17 protein-coding genes are annotated in these 18,934 nt (G+C 67.5%); 5 read left to right on the plus strand and 12 right to left on the minus strand.

The genetic code is table 11. The annotated features are described in order from the left end of the window. From KLK06_RS37880 to KLK06_RS37900, 5 genes are all read right to left on the minus strand, one after another. Positions 1 to 2,739 (minus strand): tetratricopeptide repeat protein, encoded by a 2,739-nt coding sequence (locus KLK06_RS37880; protein ID WP_214640469.1) that lies wholly within the window; start codon positions 2,737 to 2,739, stop codon positions 1 to 3. 175 nt (positions 2,740 to 2,914) lie between these two features. Beyond that, on the minus strand, positions 2,915 to 3,529 hold the full coding sequence (locus KLK06_RS37885) for an SIMPL domain-containing protein (RefSeq protein ID WP_214640470.1): 615 nt from the start codon (positions 3,527 to 3,529) through the stop codon (positions 2,915 to 2,917). Between the two features lie 192 nt (positions 3,530 to 3,721). Continuing rightward, positions 3,722 to 4,318 carry a hypothetical protein gene (locus KLK06_RS37890; RefSeq protein WP_214640471.1) on the minus strand — a complete coding sequence of 199 codons (597 nt, stop codon included), beginning with the start codon at positions 4,316 to 4,318 and terminating at the stop codon, positions 3,722 to 3,724. A 111-nt stretch (positions 4,319 to 4,429) separates the two neighbouring features. Then, the gene (locus KLK06_RS37895) at positions 4,430 to 4,909 is read right to left on the minus strand and encodes a hypothetical protein (RefSeq protein WP_214640472.1); all 480 of its coding nucleotides are present in this window, start codon (positions 4,907 to 4,909) and stop codon (positions 4,430 to 4,432) included. A 682-nt stretch (positions 4,910 to 5,591) separates the two neighbouring features. Next, the gene (locus KLK06_RS37900) at positions 5,592 to 6,176 is read right to left on the minus strand and encodes a TetR/AcrR family transcriptional regulator (protein ID WP_214640473.1); all 585 of its coding nucleotides are present in this window, start codon (positions 6,174 to 6,176) and stop codon (positions 5,592 to 5,594) included. Positions 6,177 to 6,359: 183 nt separating this feature from the next. Here KLK06_RS37900 and KLK06_RS37905 point away from each other — a divergent pair, with 183 nt between their 5' ends. The 3 genes from KLK06_RS37905 (at position 6,360) to KLK06_RS37915 (ending at position 9,336) form a co-directional block, all read left to right on the plus strand. Continuing rightward, positions 6,360 to 7,271: an alpha/beta hydrolase gene (locus KLK06_RS37905; RefSeq protein WP_214640474.1), complete on the plus strand. Its 912-nt coding sequence runs from the start codon at positions 6,360 to 6,362 to the stop codon at positions 7,269 to 7,271. Positions 7,272 to 7,514: 243 nt separating this feature from the next. Beyond that, a complete protein-coding gene (locus KLK06_RS37910; protein ID WP_214640475.1) occupies positions 7,515 to 8,516 on the plus strand; it encodes an NADP-dependent oxidoreductase in 1,002 nt (333 codons plus the stop codon). A gap of 235 nt (positions 8,517 to 8,751) precedes the next feature. Further along, entirely contained in the window at positions 8,752 to 9,336 is a 585-nt protein-coding gene (locus KLK06_RS37915) for a GNAT family N-acetyltransferase (protein WP_214640476.1), read from the plus strand. 123 nt (positions 9,337 to 9,459) lie between these two features. Here KLK06_RS37915 and KLK06_RS37920 read toward each other — a convergent pair whose 3' ends face one another. Continuing rightward, the gene (locus tag KLK06_RS37920; protein WP_214640477.1) at positions 9,460 to 9,867 is read right to left on the minus strand and encodes a hypothetical protein; all 408 of its coding nucleotides are present in this window, start codon (positions 9,865 to 9,867) and stop codon (positions 9,460 to 9,462) included. Between the two features lie 53 nt (positions 9,868 to 9,920). Continuing rightward, the gene (locus KLK06_RS37925) at positions 9,921 to 11,150 is read right to left on the minus strand and encodes a serine hydrolase (RefSeq protein ID WP_214640698.1); all 1,230 of its coding nucleotides are present in this window, start codon (positions 11,148 to 11,150) and stop codon (positions 9,921 to 9,923) included. A 346-nt stretch (positions 11,151 to 11,496) separates the two neighbouring features. Between KLK06_RS37925 and KLK06_RS37930 the strand changes: the two genes are divergently transcribed. Then, positions 11,497 to 12,255, plus strand: a complete 759-nt coding sequence (locus KLK06_RS37930; protein ID WP_214640478.1) for a helix-turn-helix domain-containing protein — start codon at positions 11,497 to 11,499, stop codon at positions 12,253 to 12,255. A gap of 113 nt (positions 12,256 to 12,368) precedes the next feature. Here the strand turns inward: KLK06_RS37930 and KLK06_RS37935 are convergent, their stop codons facing one another. Continuing rightward, positions 12,369 to 13,310, minus strand: a complete 942-nt coding sequence (locus KLK06_RS37935; protein ID WP_214640479.1) for an RNA polymerase sigma-70 factor — start codon at positions 13,308 to 13,310, stop codon at positions 12,369 to 12,371. Between the two features lie 220 nt (positions 13,311 to 13,530). Here KLK06_RS37935 and KLK06_RS37940 point away from each other — a divergent pair, with 220 nt between their 5' ends. Continuing rightward, entirely contained in the window at positions 13,531 to 14,382 is an 852-nt protein-coding gene (locus KLK06_RS37940; protein ID WP_214640480.1) for an SDR family NAD(P)-dependent oxidoreductase, read from the plus strand. A 259-nt stretch (positions 14,383 to 14,641) separates the two neighbouring features. Here the strand turns inward: KLK06_RS37940 and KLK06_RS37945 are convergent, their stop codons facing one another. The 4 genes from KLK06_RS37945 to KLK06_RS37960 are packed head-to-tail and all read right to left on the minus strand — an operon-like array spanning position 14,642 to position 18,931. Next, the gene (locus KLK06_RS37945; protein WP_214640481.1) at positions 14,642 to 15,292 is read right to left on the minus strand and encodes an SRPBCC family protein; all 651 of its coding nucleotides are present in this window, start codon (positions 15,290 to 15,292) and stop codon (positions 14,642 to 14,644) included. Further along, complete coding sequence (locus KLK06_RS37950) at positions 15,289 to 15,786, minus strand: (2Fe-2S)-binding protein (protein WP_214640482.1); 498 nt, start codon at positions 15,784 to 15,786, stop codon at positions 15,289 to 15,291. Before KLK06_RS37950 ends, KLK06_RS37945 begins: the two co-directional genes overlap by 4 nt. Then, positions 15,783 to 18,116 (minus strand): xanthine dehydrogenase family protein molybdopterin-binding subunit, encoded by a 2,334-nt coding sequence (locus KLK06_RS37955; protein WP_214640483.1) that lies wholly within the window; start codon positions 18,114 to 18,116, stop codon positions 15,783 to 15,785. The genes KLK06_RS37950 and KLK06_RS37955 overlap by 4 nt, the downstream gene beginning before the upstream one ends. Beyond that, complete coding sequence (locus KLK06_RS37960) at positions 18,113 to 18,931, minus strand: xanthine dehydrogenase family protein subunit M (RefSeq protein WP_214640484.1); 819 nt, start codon at positions 18,929 to 18,931, stop codon at positions 18,113 to 18,115. Before KLK06_RS37960 ends, KLK06_RS37955 begins: the two co-directional genes overlap by 4 nt. Positions 18,932 to 18,934 lie beyond the last annotated feature (3 nt).

The following is an 18,934-nucleotide window of genomic DNA, read 5'->3' on the forward strand; positions in this document are numbered from 1 at the left end:
CTAGATCGCTTCCAGGATCGCCACGACGTCGCCGGCTCGGGGGTCGTCCATGGCCTTCCATTCGGCCAGCGCGGACAGCAGGACGTGTCTGGCCGGTTCGCGGCGACCGGCGTCCGCCAGTGCCTGGCCCAGGTCGGTCAGGGCCGTGGCCAGCCAGCGGCGGTTGCCCTTGCCCTGGTACAGGGCCACCGCCTCGCGGAAGGAGCGCAGGGCCGGGCGCCAATCTCGCAGGGCCGCGTACGCCCGCCCGAGGTGGCTCAAGACGTCGCCGCGCACGTCGGTGTTGCCGTTGAGTGCGGCGGCCTCGAGGGCCCGGCGGAAATAGTGAACCGCGAGTACGTGGTCGCCGGCCAAATGACTCACGGTGCCCAGATTGTCGAGGAGGTGCGCGATTCCGTACTGGCCGCCAAGCCGCTCGTACAGCGTCAGCGCCCGTTCCAGGCAGCGCCTGCCCTCGGCAGGATCGCCGAGTTCGCCGTGGACCAGGCCGATGTTCCCCAGCACCATCGCCTCGCCTCTGGCGTGTCCGGCCTGCTGGAAGCGAGCCAGCGACCGCTTGAAGCAGGACAGGGCGACCGTGTGTTCGCCCATGTCGAAGTGGACACAGCCGAGGGAGTTGAGTGTGTAGCCCTGCCCGGCCGGCTCGCCGGCGATCTCGGCCGCCCGCAGCGCCGACCGGGCGAACTCCAGGCCGTCGTGCCAGGGGATGTACCGGTCGAAGAAGGTGGTCATGGCGATCGAGATGCGCCACGCGTGCCCGGCTCGGCCATGCGCCGCCGCCCAGGCGATCACGGATCGCAGGCAGTGGTACTCCCGTTCCAGCCAGCTCATCGCCTGGCGGTGGTCGCCGAAAGCCAGTCGCGGGATCTCGGTGGTGTACGGCTCGACGAAGTCCCGGACGCGGTGGGGCAGCAGTTGCCGGTCGGCCTCGACGACGGTGTACAGGTACCAGCCCAGCAGCCGGTCCACCGCAGCGTCGCGCTCGCCGACCTGCTCCTCCTCCATGGCGCGGCCGGTGGCGTACAGGTGCACCAGATCGTGCAGCTCGAAGCGGTCCGGCTGGACCTGCTTGACGAGATGGGCGGCGACGAGCTGGTCGAGCAGCGCGTTCGCCTCCCACGGCGATACGCCGACGAGCGCGGCCGCCGCCTCCAGCGAGAGGTCTCCGGTGGGGTGCAGGCCGAGCAGGCGGAACATCCTGGCCACCGGCGGGGTCAGCGCCCTGTAGGACCACAGCAGGGCGGTGTTGAGGTCGGCGAGGGGATCGTCCTCGCCGGTCCGGAACTGCTCCAGACGGGCCTTCTCGTCCTCCAGTGCGCTGACGATCCTGGCCAGACCGCCGCCGCGGTTGGCACGTTCCGCGATGACGGACAGCGCCAGCGGAAGGCCGTCGCAGAGCTCCACCAGGCGTACGGCCGCGTCACGCTCTTCGGCGACCTGTCGCGCGCCGATCACCTTCTCCAGCAGCTCAAGGGATTCGGGCCGGGTGAGGGGGTCGAGAGTGAGCTGGCGGGCGCCGTCTCTCGCGGCCAGCCCGCGTAGCTGGTTGCGGCTGGTGACCAGGACCAGCGAGTTGGACCCCGGCAGCAGGGGCCGTACCTGCGCACTGTCGCGGGCGTTGTCCAGGAGGAGGAGCATGCGCCGGCCCGCCAGCGCGCTGCGCAGCATCGCCGCGCGCGCGTCCAGGTCCGCGGACAGGCTGGTGGCGGAGACGCCCATCGCGCGCAGCAGCGTCTCAATGGCGACCATCGGCTCCACGGGCGCACCGGGGCCGAACCCGCGCAGGTTCAGGTAGAGCTGCCCGCCGGGGAAGCGGTCGGTCAGTTGATGCGCCCAATGGACCGCCAGCGCGGACTTGCCCGCGCCTCCCGGGCCGCCGATCACCACGATCTCGGTACGCCCCGGCACGTCGGCCACGAGCCGGTCCAGCCGGGCCAGCTCGGCCAGCCGCCCGGTGAAGTGCGCGACGCCGGAGGGTAGCTGCTGCGGCGTCATCGCGGCGGCGACCACCTCGATCTCGCCCGCGGTCAGGATGGACTGGTGGGCCCGGCGTAACAGCTCGCCGGGCCGTACGTCCAGGTCCTCGCGGAGCCGGTGGGTGACGCCCTGATAGGCCTCCATGGCCTCCGCCTGCCGTCCCGAGCGGTGCAGGGTGCGGATGAGGTTGGCCCACAGGCGCTCGCTGTAGGGATGCCTGGCGGTGGCGGCCCTGAGGACGGCGATCCCCTGCTCCGGCCTGCCCCATTCGAGGTGGAGGTCCGACCAGCGTTCCAGGGTGCGTAGCTGCTCCTCGACGAGCAGGGAGATCTCCTCGCGATGCAGCGCCTCCGAGGGGACGTTCGCCAGAAGCGGCTCCCCGCAGAGCGCCATCGCCTCGGCCAGCGCGGCCAGCTCCTCGACCGGCTCGCCGCTCTGGGACCGTCTGCGGATTTCCCGATAACGCAGCAGGTCGAGGCTGTCTGGGGTGGCGGTGATGGTGTAGCTGCCGTCGAAGGTCCGGATGAGGCCGGGGGCGCCCAGCGCCTGACGCAGGCGGGTCAGGTGGGTCTGCAGGGCCGCGCGCGCGTTGGCCGACTCGTCGCCGTCCCACATCCGCGTGATCAGGTGGTCGGCGGAGACGCGTTCGTTGGCGTGCAGCAGCAACGTCGCGAGCGCGATGCGCTGCTTGGGCCCGGCCAAGGGGATCTCCGCTCCGCCGCTCCTCACCTGCAGCGGGCCCAGGACGCTGAAGTGGATCAACTGACCCGCCTTGGACCCCTGTGCATTCGCCTGAGCCTAGGGGCCACCGACGCCAAGTTCAAAGACCGGGCGGTGATCGAGAAGCTGGTCGCCGAGGCGTCCCAGGGCAGATCGGGCGGCCCATGATCATTTTTGTGAACCCTTGACACCATCGAGCGTCCGGATCACGGCGACCTCATTGAGCAGCTAGCGAGAAACCCAGCACCACTGCGGCAGAGACGACCACATGTCCGGGGGCGAGATCTTCTTCCGCGGTGGCGCCACCTGCTCCGTGGCCACGGTAGCGCTCGTTACCCACCGATTCCGGATCAACATCTTGGATGTGCAGCACCGGCCCCAGCCCGACGCCAGCTGCCTCGGCGTACAGGAGCGCCTTCGCCCGAGCAGCCTGCACGGCCGCGCGCCGGGCCTGCGCGCGTAGCTCTCCCTTGGCGTGGACATCGAAGTCCACTTCATCGACGCGGTTGACTCCGGCATCCACCACCTCGATGAGCAACTGCTGGAGACCATCGAGGTTCCTGGACTCGATCGTGAACGAAGCCTCGCACTTGTAACCGAGGAATTCCCGCTCCTTGCCGTAACCGTCCCACTCGCTGGTTAGTCGTAGCCTCGAGGCGGATACCGCGGCGTCAGGGATATCGTGACGACGCAACACGCCCCGCAGGCTTGCCACATTGGCCTGGCCGGCCTCGAAAGCCTTCTTAGGAGAAGGCTTCATCCGTTCGACAACCAGCCGAATACGGACCAGATCGGGCGCCGCCTTGACGCTGGCAGCTCCATAGGCACTCACGCCCCACGGGTCTGGATATGGGCGTCTCGTAACATCGAAGCCTCCGACAGCGAGAGATATCGACGTCATCATGCCGTAGGAAGCGCCTTAAGATGATCAAGACCCGCGATCTGATCATCATTCCGGAGCCGGAGTGCCCCCGCCGGAGGCTCGGGTTGGACGCTCATCATCGCTGGAGTCGGGCGCTACGATTCAGGCCTCATCCCAGTGGTCAAGGATGATGACGGGCGCTTCTTCCACATCCAGCCATTCGGCTTCGATCCCCATGCCCGTGGATGCCTCGATGAACGCGAACGCCGCGCTGAGTTTGCCGCGATAATCCTCCGGATCGAGGCTGTCGAGCATGGCGCGGAACTCAGCCAGGATGCTCGGATCGCCCTCCTGGCGGCTGTGCTCGGCGAAGATGAAATCGCGCATTCGCGCCCTGATCTTGCCGTCGGCCGCGTAGAGGATCGTGTATCCCCCGTTGAAGTGCCAGGTCGTCATCCACACGCGTGCCTCTTTGCTGAGTTCGGTGAGGATCTGGTCAGGCGTGGCGAAGCCGCCGGAGAATTCGAGGAAACCCCAGGTTCCTTCGCCTTCGTAGACGAAGAGCACGGGCAAGCCCTCCTCGCCGGCTTCCTCTCTGGGGTACGCCATGACGCGTTGCTCGGGATCACGGCCTCCGTTCAGCCGCCACAGGAGATCGTCCACTGTGATCTCTTCGTCGAGGGGTTGCACCACGGTCCAGCAGAGTGCGTCCTCAAACCACTGCTGCTGCATGAAGAGGCTGCGGTAGTGATCGATCACGTGATCATTTTGACGGGGATCCGCCAGGATTGAACACCCCTTCAGCTCATGTAGTGAGCCGCGGCACGGAACGCAGCACGGACCGGCGTCACACCCGAGCACGCGCGGCTGCTAATCCCGCGCAGTCCCATCTGGCCAGATCACGGTCACTTTCAGCCCGCAGGCACGCGCCTCAGCCACGACCTCGGCCGTCCCCCCGGATCCGGTGCCAGGCTGCCCGTCCCACACGGCCACCATCTCATCCACGGAAGACAGCACGGCCTTATTGGCCGCCTCGTATGCCTCACGGCCGGCACGATCGAAATCCATGATGCGCACGGCTTTGGCCGCCGCCAGCAGCGCATCGAACTGCTCTGCGTGGTCCGGCTTGACCTTCGCCTGCCGGTAATCACGAGAGGGCAGCACAACCTCCAGCACGCCGCCGGCGTTGAGCACGGCGACGGCGAACAGGGTGTCGGCGCCGCGGGCGATGCAGGACACGCCCGTCAGGTCTGTGCTGTTATGCGCGAGGTGCTCCCGGATCGCTGCGGACACGATCGGGATCGACTCGGCCGTCAGGTTCATGTGGCCGGTCACTCCGATGCGCATCATCCGCTCCACATGTCCTAGTACTTTCTAGCGAGCCAGTGTCTCGCGGATCTGTTCACGAAGGCCATATACCGCAGGGTCGTCGCGGGTCGAGATCTCGACGTAGAGTTCGCGAAGTTGCACGCGGACACGATCGGATTGAACTTGCGCGGCCGTCTGTGTCGCCGCTGTCCCCACCGTTACCGCTTGGTCCAGGTCTCCACTGATCAGGTGAGCGAGAGCCAGCCCCACCTGGTCGGAGGGCGAGGCTGCGCATGCTTGTACGCTCGGGCAGCTCGCATGCTCGGCTGATGAAGGTGAGCGCGTCGCTGGCGTACCTGCTCTTGTGTTGCGACAACTCCAGGTACCGGCCGCCGGTCACTCCGGCAAGTTCGGCCGCGTCGAAGTAGGTGATCCATTCAGGGTCGAGATCACAAGAGCTGATCTCGGCGAACGCGTCCTCAGCGGCCCCAGTCGCTCGGCGAAACGCCTCTGGCCTGCCGACCTTCGCGTTACGCCCATGCTTCTCGCGTGTGCAGCATCGAACGGAGCCGCGGAGTCGCGGTCTTCTGGACCCCGTCGGCTCCTCGCCCCCGTCCCCACCGGACTCCTCGCATGGGCCTTCACCGACCGACTGAGCTTCACCCGCCTGATCGGCCTGCGACTGCTCGCCTGGTGGCGGCTGACCCGGATCTACTGCGGCGCGTCAGCTCTGTTGTGTGGCGTCCAGCAGCGCGAGGGCGTTGTGGATGCCTTGCTCAAGGACGGCGTCGGCGAGTTGCCGGTCGGCCAGGGCGCGGGAGAGTTGCAGTGTCCCGATCATTCCGGCATAGATGCTGAGCGTCTTGACGCGTGCCGACTGCGGATCGTGCGGCGCCAGACGCGCGGTGAAGTCGTCGATGATGGCCAGCACGCCGTCGGTATAGGCCTGCCTGGTCGCGTCCGTGCAGCGGCCGATCTCATCGAGCAGGGCAGCCGACGGGCAGCCTTCGCCGGGGTTGTCGCGATGCTCGGCTGACAGGTACTGACGCACGATTTGCTCGACTCCAGCGCGGCCGGGTGCCACCCCGCTGAGGTTTTCGCGCTGTTCGCGGAGCTGGTCGGCGACCGTGATGGCGACCAGGTCCTCTTTGGATGCGAAGTGGGCGTAGAAGGCGCCATTGGTCAGTCCCGCGTCCGCCATGAGCGTGGCGACCCCGGAACCGTCGATGCCATCTTTCTTCAGCCGGCGACCGGCCGTCTCGATGATCCGCTGCCTCGTCGCCTGCTTGTGCTCCCTGCCGTACCGCACCACACGCTCCTCCTCCCGCGGGGGAGGACCCACGCGCCCTCCCCCACATCCCATCTTCGTACGATCATAATCTAAATTCGTCAGAACCCTTGCTCCCGGACCGCGTCTCATCCTATGGTCGTATAGTCATAATCTAAAGGCGATGCATGAGAAGCGTCGCAGCACTTGAGCAGGGGTGTCACCGTGGGAGTCAGTCCGCAGGCGCAGCAGTTCGCACAGTTCCTGGGAAGCGTGAGCGCGAAGTCGTCGGTGCCGGGCCTCGATCTGGCGATCGTGCGCGACATCGTCGAAACGCACCATCTGGCGTCGACGGAGCCGGAAGGCGTCACCTACGCCGAGGTGAACGCGGACGGCGTCCCCGGCATCTGGTGCATCCCCGAGGGGGCCGACCCTGATCGAGCGTTGCTTCACTTCCACTTCGGTGGGTCGGTCACCGCCTCAATGCACTCCGACCGCAAGGCCGCCGGCCACATCGCGAAGGCGGCAGGAGTCCGCTCGCTGGTCGTGGACTTCCGCCTGGCGCCCGAGCATCCCTACCCGGCGCAGCTCGACGACGCCGAGACGGCCTACCGGTGGCTGCTCTCACAAGGCTACGAGCCACGGAACATCGGCAGCACAGGCCACTCGATCGGCGGCACCCTCGCGGTCATGCTGCCGCTCCGTCTGCTCGCGAAGGGCGAGGCGACCCCGGGTGCGATCATCAGCATTTCGCCGTGGACCGACCTCACCCTCCAGAACACGACGGTCGACGGGAATGAGGGGACGGACAAGATGCTCAGCAGGGGCGTGCTCGAGCTCTTCCGCGGAGCATGGCTGCAGGACCCGGCCCTGGAGTTCACCGACCCTCAGATCAGCCTCGTGAATGCCGATCTGACCGGCCTGCCGCCCACGAGCGTCCACTACGGCGAGCACGAACTCCTCGCCGACGACGGCGCCGAGTTCGGGCGCCGGCTCGCGAACTTCAAGGTCATCTCAGAGGTCCGCCCAATGCCGGAAGGGCAGCATTCGTTCATCCTGGGTGCAGGGCGCGTACCCGAGGTGGACCAGGCGATCGAGCAGATGGGTCAGTGGCTCCGCCGCCACCTCGGCGCCTGAACAGAAGCACTTGGCGTCACCGCGACCTTGGCCGTACCGCACAGGTGCTCATGGATGGCTGTAGTGCCAGAAGAAATAAAGAACCGTGAGCGCCACGTACAAGGACGCGCCCACGGAGGCGGTCGATGTCGGTGGAACGAGTTTCGCATACCGGCAACTCGGTGGCCGCGATGGCGCGTGACGCCATCGTCTTCATCCGGGCGATGGGATGGCGCCCAGCAGCAAATAGGAGAGAGAAATACCATGAAAGCATTCATCCTCGACCGCTACGGAAACAACAATAAAGTACGTGCGGGCGTAATGCCGGACCCGGAGGTGCGGGAGAACGATGTACTGGTTCAGATCCACGCCGCAGGCGTGAACCTTCTCGATTCTAAAATCAGGAACGGAGAGTTCAAACTCATTCTGCCCTATCACCTGCCGGTCGTTCTGGGCAATGATGTGGCCGGCGTGGTGGTCCGAGTCGGGTCTCGAGTACGGCGATTCAAGCCCGGCGACAAAGTCTACGCACGGCCAGATCAAGATCGGATCGGCGCTTTCGCAGAACTCATCTCGATAAAAGAAGACAACCTGGCACTGAAGCCAACCAAACTCTCCATGGAAGAAGCGGCCTCCATCCCACTGGTCGGCTTGACCGCTTGGCAAGCATTGGTCGAAGCAGCGAAGCTGAAGGAAGGGCAGAAAGTTTTCATCCAAGCAGGTTCCGGCGGTGTAGGAACATTTGCCATCCAGTTGGCCAAGCATGTCGGCGCGACCGTGGCTACAACAACCAGCTCGGCGAACATCGACCTGGTGAAGCGCCTCGGCGCAGATGTCATAATCGACTACAGAAAAGACGACTTCGAAAAAATTCTGCATGGCTACGATGTGGTCTTGCATAGCCTGGACGACGAGGCGCTCAAAAAATCTCTACGAGTGCTGAGGCCCGGCGGAAAGCTCATATCGATCTCAGGACCACCTGATCCTGATTTCGCGAAAGAGGTCGGATCGCCGTGGATCTTTCGGCCGGTAATGCGCGCTTTGAGCTATCGAACCAGGAGAGCAGCAAAACGTCACCACGTCGGCTATTCGTTTCTCTTCATGAGAGCAAACGGAGATCAGCTGCGCGAGATCAGTTCTCTCGTCGATTCGGGGATCATACACCCAGTCGTGGATCGGGTCTTTCCGTTCGAATCAACCAATGAGGCCATGGCCTATCTCGAAACAGGACGCGCAAAAGGCAAGGTCGTCGTCAAGGTGAGATGAATATCCGGTCGCGGATTCTGGAGGTTTACGTCAGTTCAACGACGGCCGGGGAAGTCGCGCTCGGGCGGCGTAGTCTGATCGATTCGGCCCGGGCCCGCTGGCGGGCGGTCAACACACCTCACCTCGTCGCCTTGGCGATCTCACTTATCCGCTGCGTTCCACCCGACGGGCCAGGGGCTCGGTCCAGCACAAAGTGCCTGCTCACGTAGGGAGTGCGGGTGTTATCGTCCATCGCATGACCGAACTGATCGCTCCCACGGGACGGCTGCATTACTCGTGGCTCACAGCGCATGACGAGTGGCCGCCTGGCACTCACCAGGATGGGGCCGGCTTGCGGCTGGTTGCTGACGATGACCTCAACAGTCCGGAAGGGTTCGCCTCATGGGTGGAGCGACTGCGCCAGCAGTCAGACCGGTCGCTGCCTCTCGGGGAAGGACGCGTCCACGCCACCCACTGGTGGATCGTCGACGGCGAGACCTATCTGGGAGCCATTGACCTTCGTCACTATCTGAACGGCGTTCTGCTGGAAGGTGGCGGGCATATCGGCTACAGCATTCGGCCTTCTGCCAGAAGACAAGGGCTGGCCACGTGGGCGCTGGGAGCGGTTCTGCTCAAGGCGTCGGCGCTCGGTCTGGACCGAGTCCTTCTCACCTGTGACGATGGCAACGCCGGTTCGGCGCGCACCATCGAAAACAACGGCGGCGTCCTGGAGGATGTGCGCAGTACCGAGATCGGGGTGAAGCGCCGCTACTGGATTGCTCTCGATGACGCTGGTCACAGCCATTCATTGATGGCAGCGACGAGGACGGTCGCCTCGTAGCGGACGTCACGCGGGCAGTCGATGAACATGGGCTCGGCCCCTCCCTGACTTGGCTCGCCGCCGCTTCCCGGGGTCCGGACAGGACCCCGGCGACAAGCTGTAGCTGTGCGGGTCGATATCCCGTCAAGCGGCGTCGAGGGCTCCGGTGATCTTGCGGGTCATGTCCGCGATGGTGGGGCTGGGCTGGCCCTGGTGGGTGCGGGTGGCTGCTTCGATGGCGACGAGGACGGTGCTGCGGAAGTTGTCGGCCTCTGCCGGGTCCTGCTGCTTGAGCAGGTTCATGGCTGCGGTCAGGGCGGGCAGTACGTGGTCGGCGAGTGCGGCTACGGACTTGCCGTTCAGGTTGACGCCGGTTGATTTGTCGGCGAGCACGTGCCCGATCAGGCCGGTGGCGGAGGCCAGGGCGATGGAGCCCTCGGTGGCGACCTTGTGGGGCTTGCCGGCGGCATCGGCGGCGGCCAGCAGCGTGACGGCGCCGTAGGCGGCGGTGCGCAGGGTGAGTTTGTCCTGGTCGGAAAGGGCGATGGACATGGTGGCGTGCTCCCTTTGAATCTGTGCGGGCGTTACTGGGCGCGGGTTTGGCGTCAGTTGTCGAGGGCCTGGTACAGGGTGGTCCAGAAGTCGTGGATGAGTCGCGCCGAGTTCGGGGCTGACATGCCGACCTGGGTGAGCAGGATGCCGGTGAGCTGGTTGGCGGGGTCGGCGTAGGTCGAGGTGCCGCTTCCGCCGTCCCAGCCGAACTGGCCGATGGGCGCGTAGTCGCCGCGGTAGGTGCGCACCGCCATCCCCATGCCCCAGCCGCCGTGCTGGCCTTGACCGAAGGACAGGTGGACGTTGTCGACGGCCATGGCGTGCCGGGCGGCCTGCTGCTCGGGCGTGAGGCGGTTGGTGGTCATCAGCTCGACGGCCGGCCGCGACAAGATCCGTTCGCCGCGGTGCGTCCCGCCGTTCAGCAGCATCTGGAAGTAGGCGTGGTAGTCATCGGCGGTGGAGACCAGCCCGCCGCCGCTGCCCTGGAAGGCCGGAGGCCGGCTCCACCGCCCGCCCTCGGCCTCGTCCCACACGTGGAATTCTCCGCTCTGCGGGTCGGGAGCGTACAGGGCCGGCAGCCGGTCGATCTTGTCGGCAGGCACGTGGAAGCCGGTCTCGGCCATCCCCAGCGGGCCGAAGATGCGCTCGCGCAGGAACGTCTCCAACGGCTGGCCCGTGACCCTGGCCACCAGCACGCTGAGCACGTCGTGGCTGATCTGGTACTGCCAGCGCTCTCCCGGCTGGTACATCAGCGGAAGCTCACCCAGACGGCGCATCCACTCATCCGGCTCAGGCATCGGCACCGGCAGATCGGGCGTGAGCCCCCGCTCGAAGATCGCCCCCATGATCGGCGTGCCCAACGCCGTCATATCCATGCCCAGCCCGAACGTGGACGTCACCAGATCCCGCACCGTGATCGGCCGCCGCGCCGGCACCGTGTCCTCCAACGGACCATCGATCCGCGCCAGCACCCGCCGATCAGCCAGCTCCGGCAACCACGGCTCCACCAGATCATCCAGCCGCAACCGGCACTCATCCAGCAGCACCATCACCGCCGCCATCGCCACCGGCTTCGACGTCGACGCCATCCGGAAAATCGTGTCCCGGCGCATCGGCGCGCCACCCTCATGACGCATCGTCCCGAGCGCCTCGACGTGCGTCTCCTCGCCCCGCCCGACCAGGGCGACAAGCCCAGGGATCTTCCCGGACTCGACATGCCGCGCCAGCACCTCACGCAGCCTGCGCAGCCCCGCCTCAGAGAAGCCGCCGTTGCTGTGTTCCATCATGAATCTCCTTGTGCACAGTGTTCGATCTGCGAGACCAGCCTCGGCGAGCTGGAGCTCGGTCATATGGGGACTCCCTCTGTGGCGCCACCGGCGCCGCAAATGTTCGGGAATCGCTGAACGTCTGCGACACTACATTGCGTTCATAAATCAGTCAACAAACGGAGAGCGCCCATTTCACCTGCTCCCCGCGCTAAGAGAGCAGGCATTGCAATGATTGTGAGGCTGAACGCAATGAGCAATGAGAACGAGCATTGCAATGGACTGAGTGTGAATGCATACTGTGCAGCGAGGTGTGCCGGGGCGCCGAGCTTCGCGCATGCCGACAGATAGGAGCCGAACACCGATGCCCGGAGGCAGACTCACCGATGAGGACCGTCAGCACATCGCCGCGGGGCTGGCCGACGGTCTCGGATACGCAGAGATCGGCCGGCGTCTAGGGCGGCCCGCCTCGACCATCATGCGGGAGGTCACCCGCAATGGCGGACCCGACGATTACGGGGCAGACCGGGCGCACGAGGCCACCCGGCATCGTGCGCGCCGACACAAGCACGCACAGCCTCCCGCGCCACCGATCTCCGACACCGGCCATGGGCGTGACCCCCAAGCGGTCCAGGACTTCACGGCGTCCTTCACCGATCTCCTCGTTCAGCAGGGGCTGCCCCGGATGGAGGCCAGGGTGCTGGCCTCCCTGTACATCACCGACTCCGGCGCTCTCACCGCCGCCGACCTGGTCCAGCGGCTCCGCGTCAGCCCCGCGTCGGTCTCGCACGCCGTCGCCTTCCTCGAACAGCAGGGAATGCTCAAACGGGAACGGGTTCCCGGCGCGCGGCGCGAACGCTACGTCATCGAGGATGAGATGTGGCTCCCATCTCTCCTTGCATCTCTGCAGATGAACGAGGCCCTGGTGGCCGTATCGCAGCGCGGAGCCGGGATTCTCGGGGCCACAACCCCGGCGGGTGCCCGTTTCGAGTCCTCCGCCGAACTCCTTCTCCTCGTGACCGAGGCCTTCCGGCAGGTCATAGAGCAGTGGCAGCAGATCCTGGCCGCCCGGAGCGCCCAACCTCCGGACACGCTGACCACACGGGACGAACTCGCGCACTGAACACAAGCGGGCAGCCGGCGGGTGATCGGCAACGCTCTGACAGGCCCGCGGCCGAGAATTCCGCTAAGGACCGAGTAGCCCGCATCTCTTCTCACGAGCGGGTTCGCCGGTATTCATCGCAGGGTGAGTGCGATCTCGGATTCGATGCGGGTCAGCTTCTCCGGGTTGCGGACGTAATAGAGGCCGGTGATGCGGGCGTCTTCGACACGGACCGCTATGACGCCGTCGATCTCGCCGTCCACGCGTAGGACGAGTGCCGGGTTGCCGTTGACCACGGTGGGGTCGCCGGTGAGCGCGACTCCGGCCTTGCCGAGGCCGCCGACGATCATGCGGGCCACCTTGCCGGCGCCGATGATCGGCCGCGGCACGGCCCGTTTGACGCCCCCGCCGTCGCTCACCAGGACGACCTCAGGCGCGAGCACGTCAAGGAGGCCCTGCAGGTCCCTGGTTTCGAGCGCGCGCTGCAACGACTCCAGAGCCGCCCGGGCCTCGCTCGGGGAGACCACCTCGCGAGGGCGGCGGGCATCGACGTGCCGGCGGGCGCGGTGCGCGATCTGGCGTACGGCGGCGGGGCTCTTGCCGACGGCGGCCGCGATCTCGTCGTACCTGACATTGAAAGCCTCGCGCAGCACGAAGACGGCGCGTTCGGTTGGCGACAGCGTCTCCAGGACGAGCATCAGCGCCATTGACACGCTCTCGGCGAGCTCGACGTCCTCGGCCACGTCCGGCGCGGTGAGCAGCGGCTCGGGCAGCCAGGAGCCGACATACGCCTCCTTGCGGCGCCTCATGGTGCGCAGCCGGTCGAGCGACCGCCGGGTCGTGATCCGGACCAGGTAGGCGCGCTGGTCGCGTACCTGCCCCACGTCGACCTTCATCCACCGCAGCCAGGTTTCCTGGAGGACGTCTTCGGCGTCGGCCGCCGATCCGAGCATCTCGTAGGCGACGGTGAAGAGCAGGCTGCGGTGGGCGACGAACACCTCGGTGGCGGAGTCCATCCGGCCGGCACCAGCGAGCGACTCGGCTGTGCCCGTCGTTGGCTCGCTGCGCTCGTTCATAGCCGGCTCCTGCCGTTCGCTCTCAACTGTGCTTCACACACACAAGACGTCGGCCCTCACCGCTGTGTGACACCCGTGATAGGTGGCGCACATCACATGACCGCACTGTCACAGGGATCGGGTCACCGGCGCCTCATGTTCGTCAGGACGCCGCGTGAACGATCCGCGCGGCGCACAACTCCACCACTGATCGCCACCGCAGAAAGAACGGAAAGACATCATGAGCAAGGTCTGGTTCGTCACCGGTTCGTCCCGCGGTCTGGGCCGCAGCTTCGTCGAGGCCGCCCTGTCGCGCGGCGACAAGGTGGCCGCGACCGCCCGGAACACCGCAAGCTTTGACGAGCTGGTCGCCGCCTATGGCGACGCGGTGCTCCCGCTGGAGATGGACGTGACCGACAAGGCCGCCGTCTTCGACAGCGTCAAGCGGGCCAAGGAACACTTCGGCCGTCTGGACGTCATCGTGAACAACGCCGGCTACGCCCAGGTCGGCGCGATCGAGGAGCTGACCGAGCAGCACCTGCGCGACCAGTTGGAGACCAACGTGTTCGGCGCGGTGTGGGTCATTCAGGCCGCGCTGCCCTACCTGCGCGAGCAGGGCTCAGGGCACATCATCCAGCTGTCCTCGGCGGCCGGGCTCATCGCGATGCCGCTCGGCGGCGCCTACCACATCTCCAAGTGGGCGCTGGAAGCCCTGAACGAATCCCTCGCCCAAGAGGTCGCCGACTTCGGCATCAAGGTGACCGTGGTCGAACCCGGCGGCTTCGCCACCAGGTCCGGCAAGAACCCCGACCCACTCGCCAACGGCCACATGGCCGAGCCCGACCCGATCTACGACGGTCTCCGCCGGCGCCTCGCCGAATTCACCGGAAAGCAGCCCACCGGCGACCCCGCCACCGCGGCCCAGGCACTCCTCAAGATCGTCGACTCCGACAACCCGCCCCTGCGGGTCCTCTTCGGCAAGGGCTTCTACCCGATGATCCAGCAGATCTACGCCGACCGGCTCAAGACCTGGGCCGACTGGCAGGACCTTTCAACGGAGGCACACGGCAAGCTCGATCAAGAAGATCGGTGACCCCGGTCTGAGCTTTTCGAGACCTGAGCCGCATCCATGCTCGCCGAACCCGGCATCCAACTGTACGGCCGCGTGCGATCCGGGACCGGACCCATCCCGGTGCAGCTTCGAGGTGACCGTCGGCGACTTCACCCCCAGCAAGGTCGTCACCCTCCTCCAAGAACTCCTGAAGCGCGCCGGCGCCTGACGGTCCCCTTCGCCCACCGGCTCCACGACCACCGGCGGGCCGATCGTTGTCGCCCTCTGGCCTTACATCCCGTCAGCCACGACGTAGCTCATTGATCAACTTGGCCTGGGTGCTCACCTTGCCGAGCAGCCAGCCCTGGAAGAGGCCGATCGCGAAGGCGGCGGCGATCGGCACGTACCTGGCCACACCCTGCGGCACCAGCATCGACAGGCCGTCCAGCTCCTTCGCCGCCCCCGGCGCCGTGACGACCGCGGCGGGCGCCGTCGGGACACCGGAGCGGTCGGCCTCGATCAGGGTGGCGAGGTTCCCGGCGAACTGCCGCAGCAGCTTGTCGGAGACGGCAGTGATCGCGCCCTTGCCGAACTGGACGATCTTTCCCCGGATCAGCAGGTCGGTCCGCATCCGCAGCACCGCGCCGCCTGCCAGCTCCTCCACCGTCAGGGTGACCTCGGCCTCGGCGTCGCCACCGCCGTGGGTGTCGGCGCCCCGGCCCTGCAGCCGCAGCCGGCGCCGGCTCGGATCGACCTCCAGGAACCGCACGGTCCCGGCGTACGTGGCGGTGATAGGGCCGACCTTGACCTTGACGCCGCCCCGGAAGGCGTCGCCGTCGCGGCCGTCGAGCGCGGCGCCCGGCAGGCACGTCACGACCCGTTCCACGTCGTTGATCAGTGCGAACACCTCGTCCGGCGAGGCGTTCACCGCGATCTCGTTGTCCAGGATCATCGGACTTCTCCCACTTCGCGGCGCCGCCCTCGGGCGCAGTCCTCGATCGCGTCGACGATGGTCTGGTAGCCGGTGCACCGGCAGAGGCTGGCCGACACGAGCTCGCGAATCTCCGCTCTGGTCGCATCAGGCCGCTCGGTGAGAAAGCCCTCGGCGAGCATCAGGAAGCCAGGCGTGCAGAACCCGCATTGCAGAGCGTGATGGGCGGAGAACGCCCGCTGGAGGTCGTTCATCTCGCCGCCGCCGGCCAGCGACTCGACCGTGCGGATCTCCTGGCCCTCGGCCTGGGCCGCGAAGATCAGGCACGCGCGCGCCGGAGCGCCGTCGAGCAGAACGGTGCAGGCGCCGCAGACACCGTGCTCGCATCCGGCATGCGTACCGGTGAGGCCGAGCCGGTGCCGGAGCACGTCCACCAGCGTGTGCCGGGACTCCACCACCAGGTCGTCGTGCCGCTCCCCATTCACCGTCAGGCTGATCAGCAGCTTCTCCGTCATGCGTTCGCTCCGATCGCGCGCTGCACCGTCTCGGGCCGGATGGGGGTGTCGTCCAGCTCCACCCCGGTGGGGCGCAGGGCATCGTTCACGGCGTTGAGCACCGCTGCCGGGGCGCCGATCGTGCCGCCCTCCCCTGCGCCCTTCGCCCCGCTCTCGGTGAACGCGCACGGGGTCTCCAGATGGCGGATCTCGATGTCGGGGATCTCGTTCGCCGTAGGCACCTTGTAGTCGATGAAACTGGCACATGACGGCTCGCCCTGCGCGTCGTAGGTCACCTCCTCGAACAGCGCCCCGGCGATGCCCTGGGCGATACCGCCGCGGCACTGCCCCTCGACGACCTGCGGGTTGATGGCGACTCCGCAGTCCTCCACGCAGACGTACCTCAGGAACTCCACCCGGCCGGTGCCGGGGTGCAGCTCCACGACCGCGCCGTGAGCCGCGTTGGAGAACGTCCCGTCGCCGTGCACGTCGAAGGACGCGCTCGCGGTCAGGCCGGGTTCCGCGTCCTTGGGGAGCAGGTTGGCCTTCAAGTAGGCGATGCCGGCCAGGTCCCGATAGCGCAGGGCGCGCCCATGGTCGTCGCGCCTGCGTACGTGCCCGTCGTGCAGCTCGACGTCATCGGTCTCCAGCAGGTACGCGCCCAGGCGCAGCAGCCGGTCCGCCAGCTTGGTGGCCGCCCGCGCGACCGCGCTGCCGCCGATGGTGGCCGACCGGCTGGCGAACGTCCCGAACCCGTAGGTGATCCGGTCGGTGTCGCCCTGATGGATCTTGATCTGGGCGAGGTCCAGGCCGAGCCGGTCGGCGACGATCTGGGCCAGCGTGGTCTCGTGGCTCTGCCCGTGACTCATGGTCCCGGTCGTCACGGTCACGCCACCGGTGAGGTCCATCGTGATCTCGGCGAGGTCGAAGCCCGGCACCACGGCCATCTTGCGCTTGGCGAACGCGCCGGAGCCGTATCCGGTGCGCTCGCTGAAGCACGAGTAGCCGATGCCGAGGAAGCGCCCCTCGGCGGCCGCCTGTTCCTGGCGCTCGTACCAGCCCTCTTCCCTGATCATCTGTTCGCATAGGTTCAGGGATTCCAGGTAGGAGCCCGGGTCGTAGGTGACGTCGTTGATCCCGGCGTACGGGAACTCGGTGATCAGGTTCCGCCGCCGGATCTCGACCGGATCCAGACCCAGCTCGCGGGCCGCCCGTTCGAAGACCCGTTCCATGACCATGACGATCTGGGGCCTGCTGACCCCCCGGTACGGCGCCGACGGCGCCTTGTTCGTGGTGACGGCCCGGCCGCGGACCCGGTAGGCGGGCACGCGGTAGACGCCCGGCAGCTCCGCCGACGCCATCAACGGCTCGATCCCGGCGGTGAACGGGTAGCAGGAGTAGGCGCCCATGTCGCAGACCACATCGGCGTCGAGGGCAAGGATCCGTCCGCCTGCGTCGAACGCCGCGCGCACGTCGTACCGCTGCTCGCGAGCCAGGAACGAGGCGGTGAGCGCGTCCCGGCGGTCCTCGATCCACTTCACCGGGCGACGCAGTCGCAGGGCCGCGGCCCCCACGGCGATCTCCTCGCGGCCGACGACGCACTTCTGCCCGAATCCGCCGCCCATGTCCGGCACCACCACCCGCACAGCCCGTTCACCGAGGCCGAGACACTCGGCCAGCACCGTGCGGACCTGGTGCGGGACTTGGGTACAGGTCTGCACCAGGAGCTGCTCCGCGCGCGGGTCCCAGCTCGCGACGGCCCCCCTGGTCTCCAGCGGCACCGCGTTCTGCCGGCCCGTCCTGGACCGCACGTACACCACGCGATGGGCCGCGGCGAAGATGTCGTCGATGCCCTCGGTCGCGAACATCGACACATCCACCAAGGTATTTCCGGCAGCCGCCGCGTGCACGAGCGGTGCGCCCGGAGCGAGCGCCTGCTCCTCCGAGAGCACTGGCATGCCTGCCTCGTACGTCACCCTCACGGCCTCAAGGCCGTCCTCCACGGAGTACGGGTCCTCGGCGAGCACGATGGCGATCGGCTCGCCGACGAAGCGGACCCGGTCCCGGGCGAGGACGGGCATCGCGGTCGGCACGAATTCCGAAAGCGGCCGATCGAGGACGGCTGTGATGTCGTCGACCGCCAGGTCCCCGGCGGTGAACGCGGCGACGACTCCCGGCACGGCCAGCGTTCCGGACAGGTCGACGCCGGTCACGGTCCCGTGGGCGATCGTGCTGCGGACGAACTGCGCGTGCAGCATGCGGGGAAGGCGGATGTCGTCGACGAACCTTCCGTTCCCGGTCAGCAGCCGCGGATCCTCCCGCCGGGCGGCCGACCTCCCGACCCAGCTCATCGCCGCATCGCCGCCTCGCAGGCCCGGACGAGCAGGGTCCTGGTGAGGGCCCTGCGGTAGTCGGCGCCGCCGCTGCCGTCCGCCGGCGGGTCGATGGCCGCCGCGGCGGCCGCGGCGCATTCGGCGAACGTGCCACCGCGCGCGAGCACCGCCTCCGCCTCGGGCACCCGCAGCGGCACGGGGGCCACGCCGCCGAGCACGACGCGTTCGGCTTCCAGGTCGACGGCGGCGGCCACGATGGCGTAGTCGCCCCGCCGTTGGGCGAACTCGGTCAGCGCGGCATGCGGCGCGGGCCGCGGGAAGACAACCTCGACGATCATTTCTTCCGGCTCCAGCGCCGTGGTGAAGAAGCTGAGGAACAGCTCCTCGGCCGGGACCCGCCGTACCCCGGCCGTCCCCTGGACGACGACCTCGGCGCCCAGCAGGACGGCGAGCAGGCACCACTCGGCGGTGGCCTCGCCGTGGGCGAGGCTGCCGCCGACCGTGCCGCGCGTGCGGATGGGCAGGTGCCCGATCCATCCCATCGCGTCGCGCAGCACGGCGAAGCCGGGACCGAGCGGCGCGTTCTCCACCTGGTGATGGGTGGTCAGCGCGCCCAGACGCAGCACGCCGCCGTCGTCGCGGATGTAGGCGAGCTCGCCGCGCAGGCCGCCGAGGTCGACCAGGTGAGCCGGGCGGGCGAGGCGGAAGTTCATCATCGCGACCAGGCTCTGGCCGCCTGCGATGTACTTGGCGTCCTCGCCCAGCTCGGTGAGCAGGGAGACCGCTCCGGCGACGTCCCTGGCACGGTGGTAGGTGAACGGTGCGGGTTTCATCTC

The sequence above is a fragment of the Nonomuraea sp. NEAU-A123 genome (assembly GCF_018603905.1).
In the GTDB taxonomy this organism is placed as follows: Bacteria; Actinomycetota; Actinomycetes; order Streptosporangiales; family Streptosporangiaceae; genus Nonomuraea.

What these genes read in the sequence shown, in the direction of transcription:
- KLK06_RS37895 (WP_214640472.1), bottom strand. Translation starts at nt 4,909, where the DNA reads ATGATGCGCATCGGAGTGACCGGCCACATGAACCTGACGGCCGAGTCG.
- KLK06_RS37910 (WP_214640475.1), top strand. Translation starts at nt 7,515, where the DNA reads ATGAAAGCATTCATCCTCGACCGCTACGGAAACAACAATAAAGTACGT.
- KLK06_RS37915 (WP_214640476.1), top strand. Translation starts at nt 8,752, where the DNA reads ATGACCGAACTGATCGCTCCCACGGGACGGCTGCATTACTCGTGGCTC.
- KLK06_RS37920 (WP_214640477.1), bottom strand. Translation starts at nt 9,867, where the DNA reads ATGTCCATCGCCCTTTCCGACCAGGACAAACTCACCCTGCGCACCGCC.
- KLK06_RS37925 (WP_214640698.1), bottom strand. Translation starts at nt 11,150, where the DNA reads ATGGAACACAGCAACGGCGGCTTCTCTGAGGCGGGGCTGCGCAGGCTG.
- KLK06_RS37930 (WP_214640478.1), top strand. Translation starts at nt 11,497, where the DNA reads ATGCCCGGAGGCAGACTCACCGATGAGGACCGTCAGCACATCGCCGCG.
- KLK06_RS37935 (WP_214640479.1), bottom strand. Translation starts at nt 13,310, where the DNA reads ATGAACGAGCGCAGCGAGCCAACGACGGGCACAGCCGAGTCGCTCGCT.
- KLK06_RS37940 (WP_214640480.1), top strand. Translation starts at nt 13,531, where the DNA reads ATGAGCAAGGTCTGGTTCGTCACCGGTTCGTCCCGCGGTCTGGGCCGC.
- KLK06_RS37945 (WP_214640481.1), bottom strand. Translation starts at nt 15,292, where the DNA reads ATGATCCTGGACAACGAGATCGCGGTGAACGCCTCGCCGGACGAGGTG.
- KLK06_RS37950 (WP_214640482.1), bottom strand. Translation starts at nt 15,786, where the DNA reads ATGACGGAGAAGCTGCTGATCAGCCTGACGGTGAATGGGGAGCGGCAC.
- KLK06_RS37955 (WP_214640483.1), bottom strand. Translation starts at nt 18,116, where the DNA reads ATGAGCTGGGTCGGGAGGTCGGCCGCCCGGCGGGAGGATCCGCGGCTG.
- KLK06_RS37960 (WP_214640484.1), bottom strand. Translation starts at nt 18,931, where the DNA reads ATGAAACCCGCACCGTTCACCTACCACCGTGCCAGGGACGTCGCCGGA.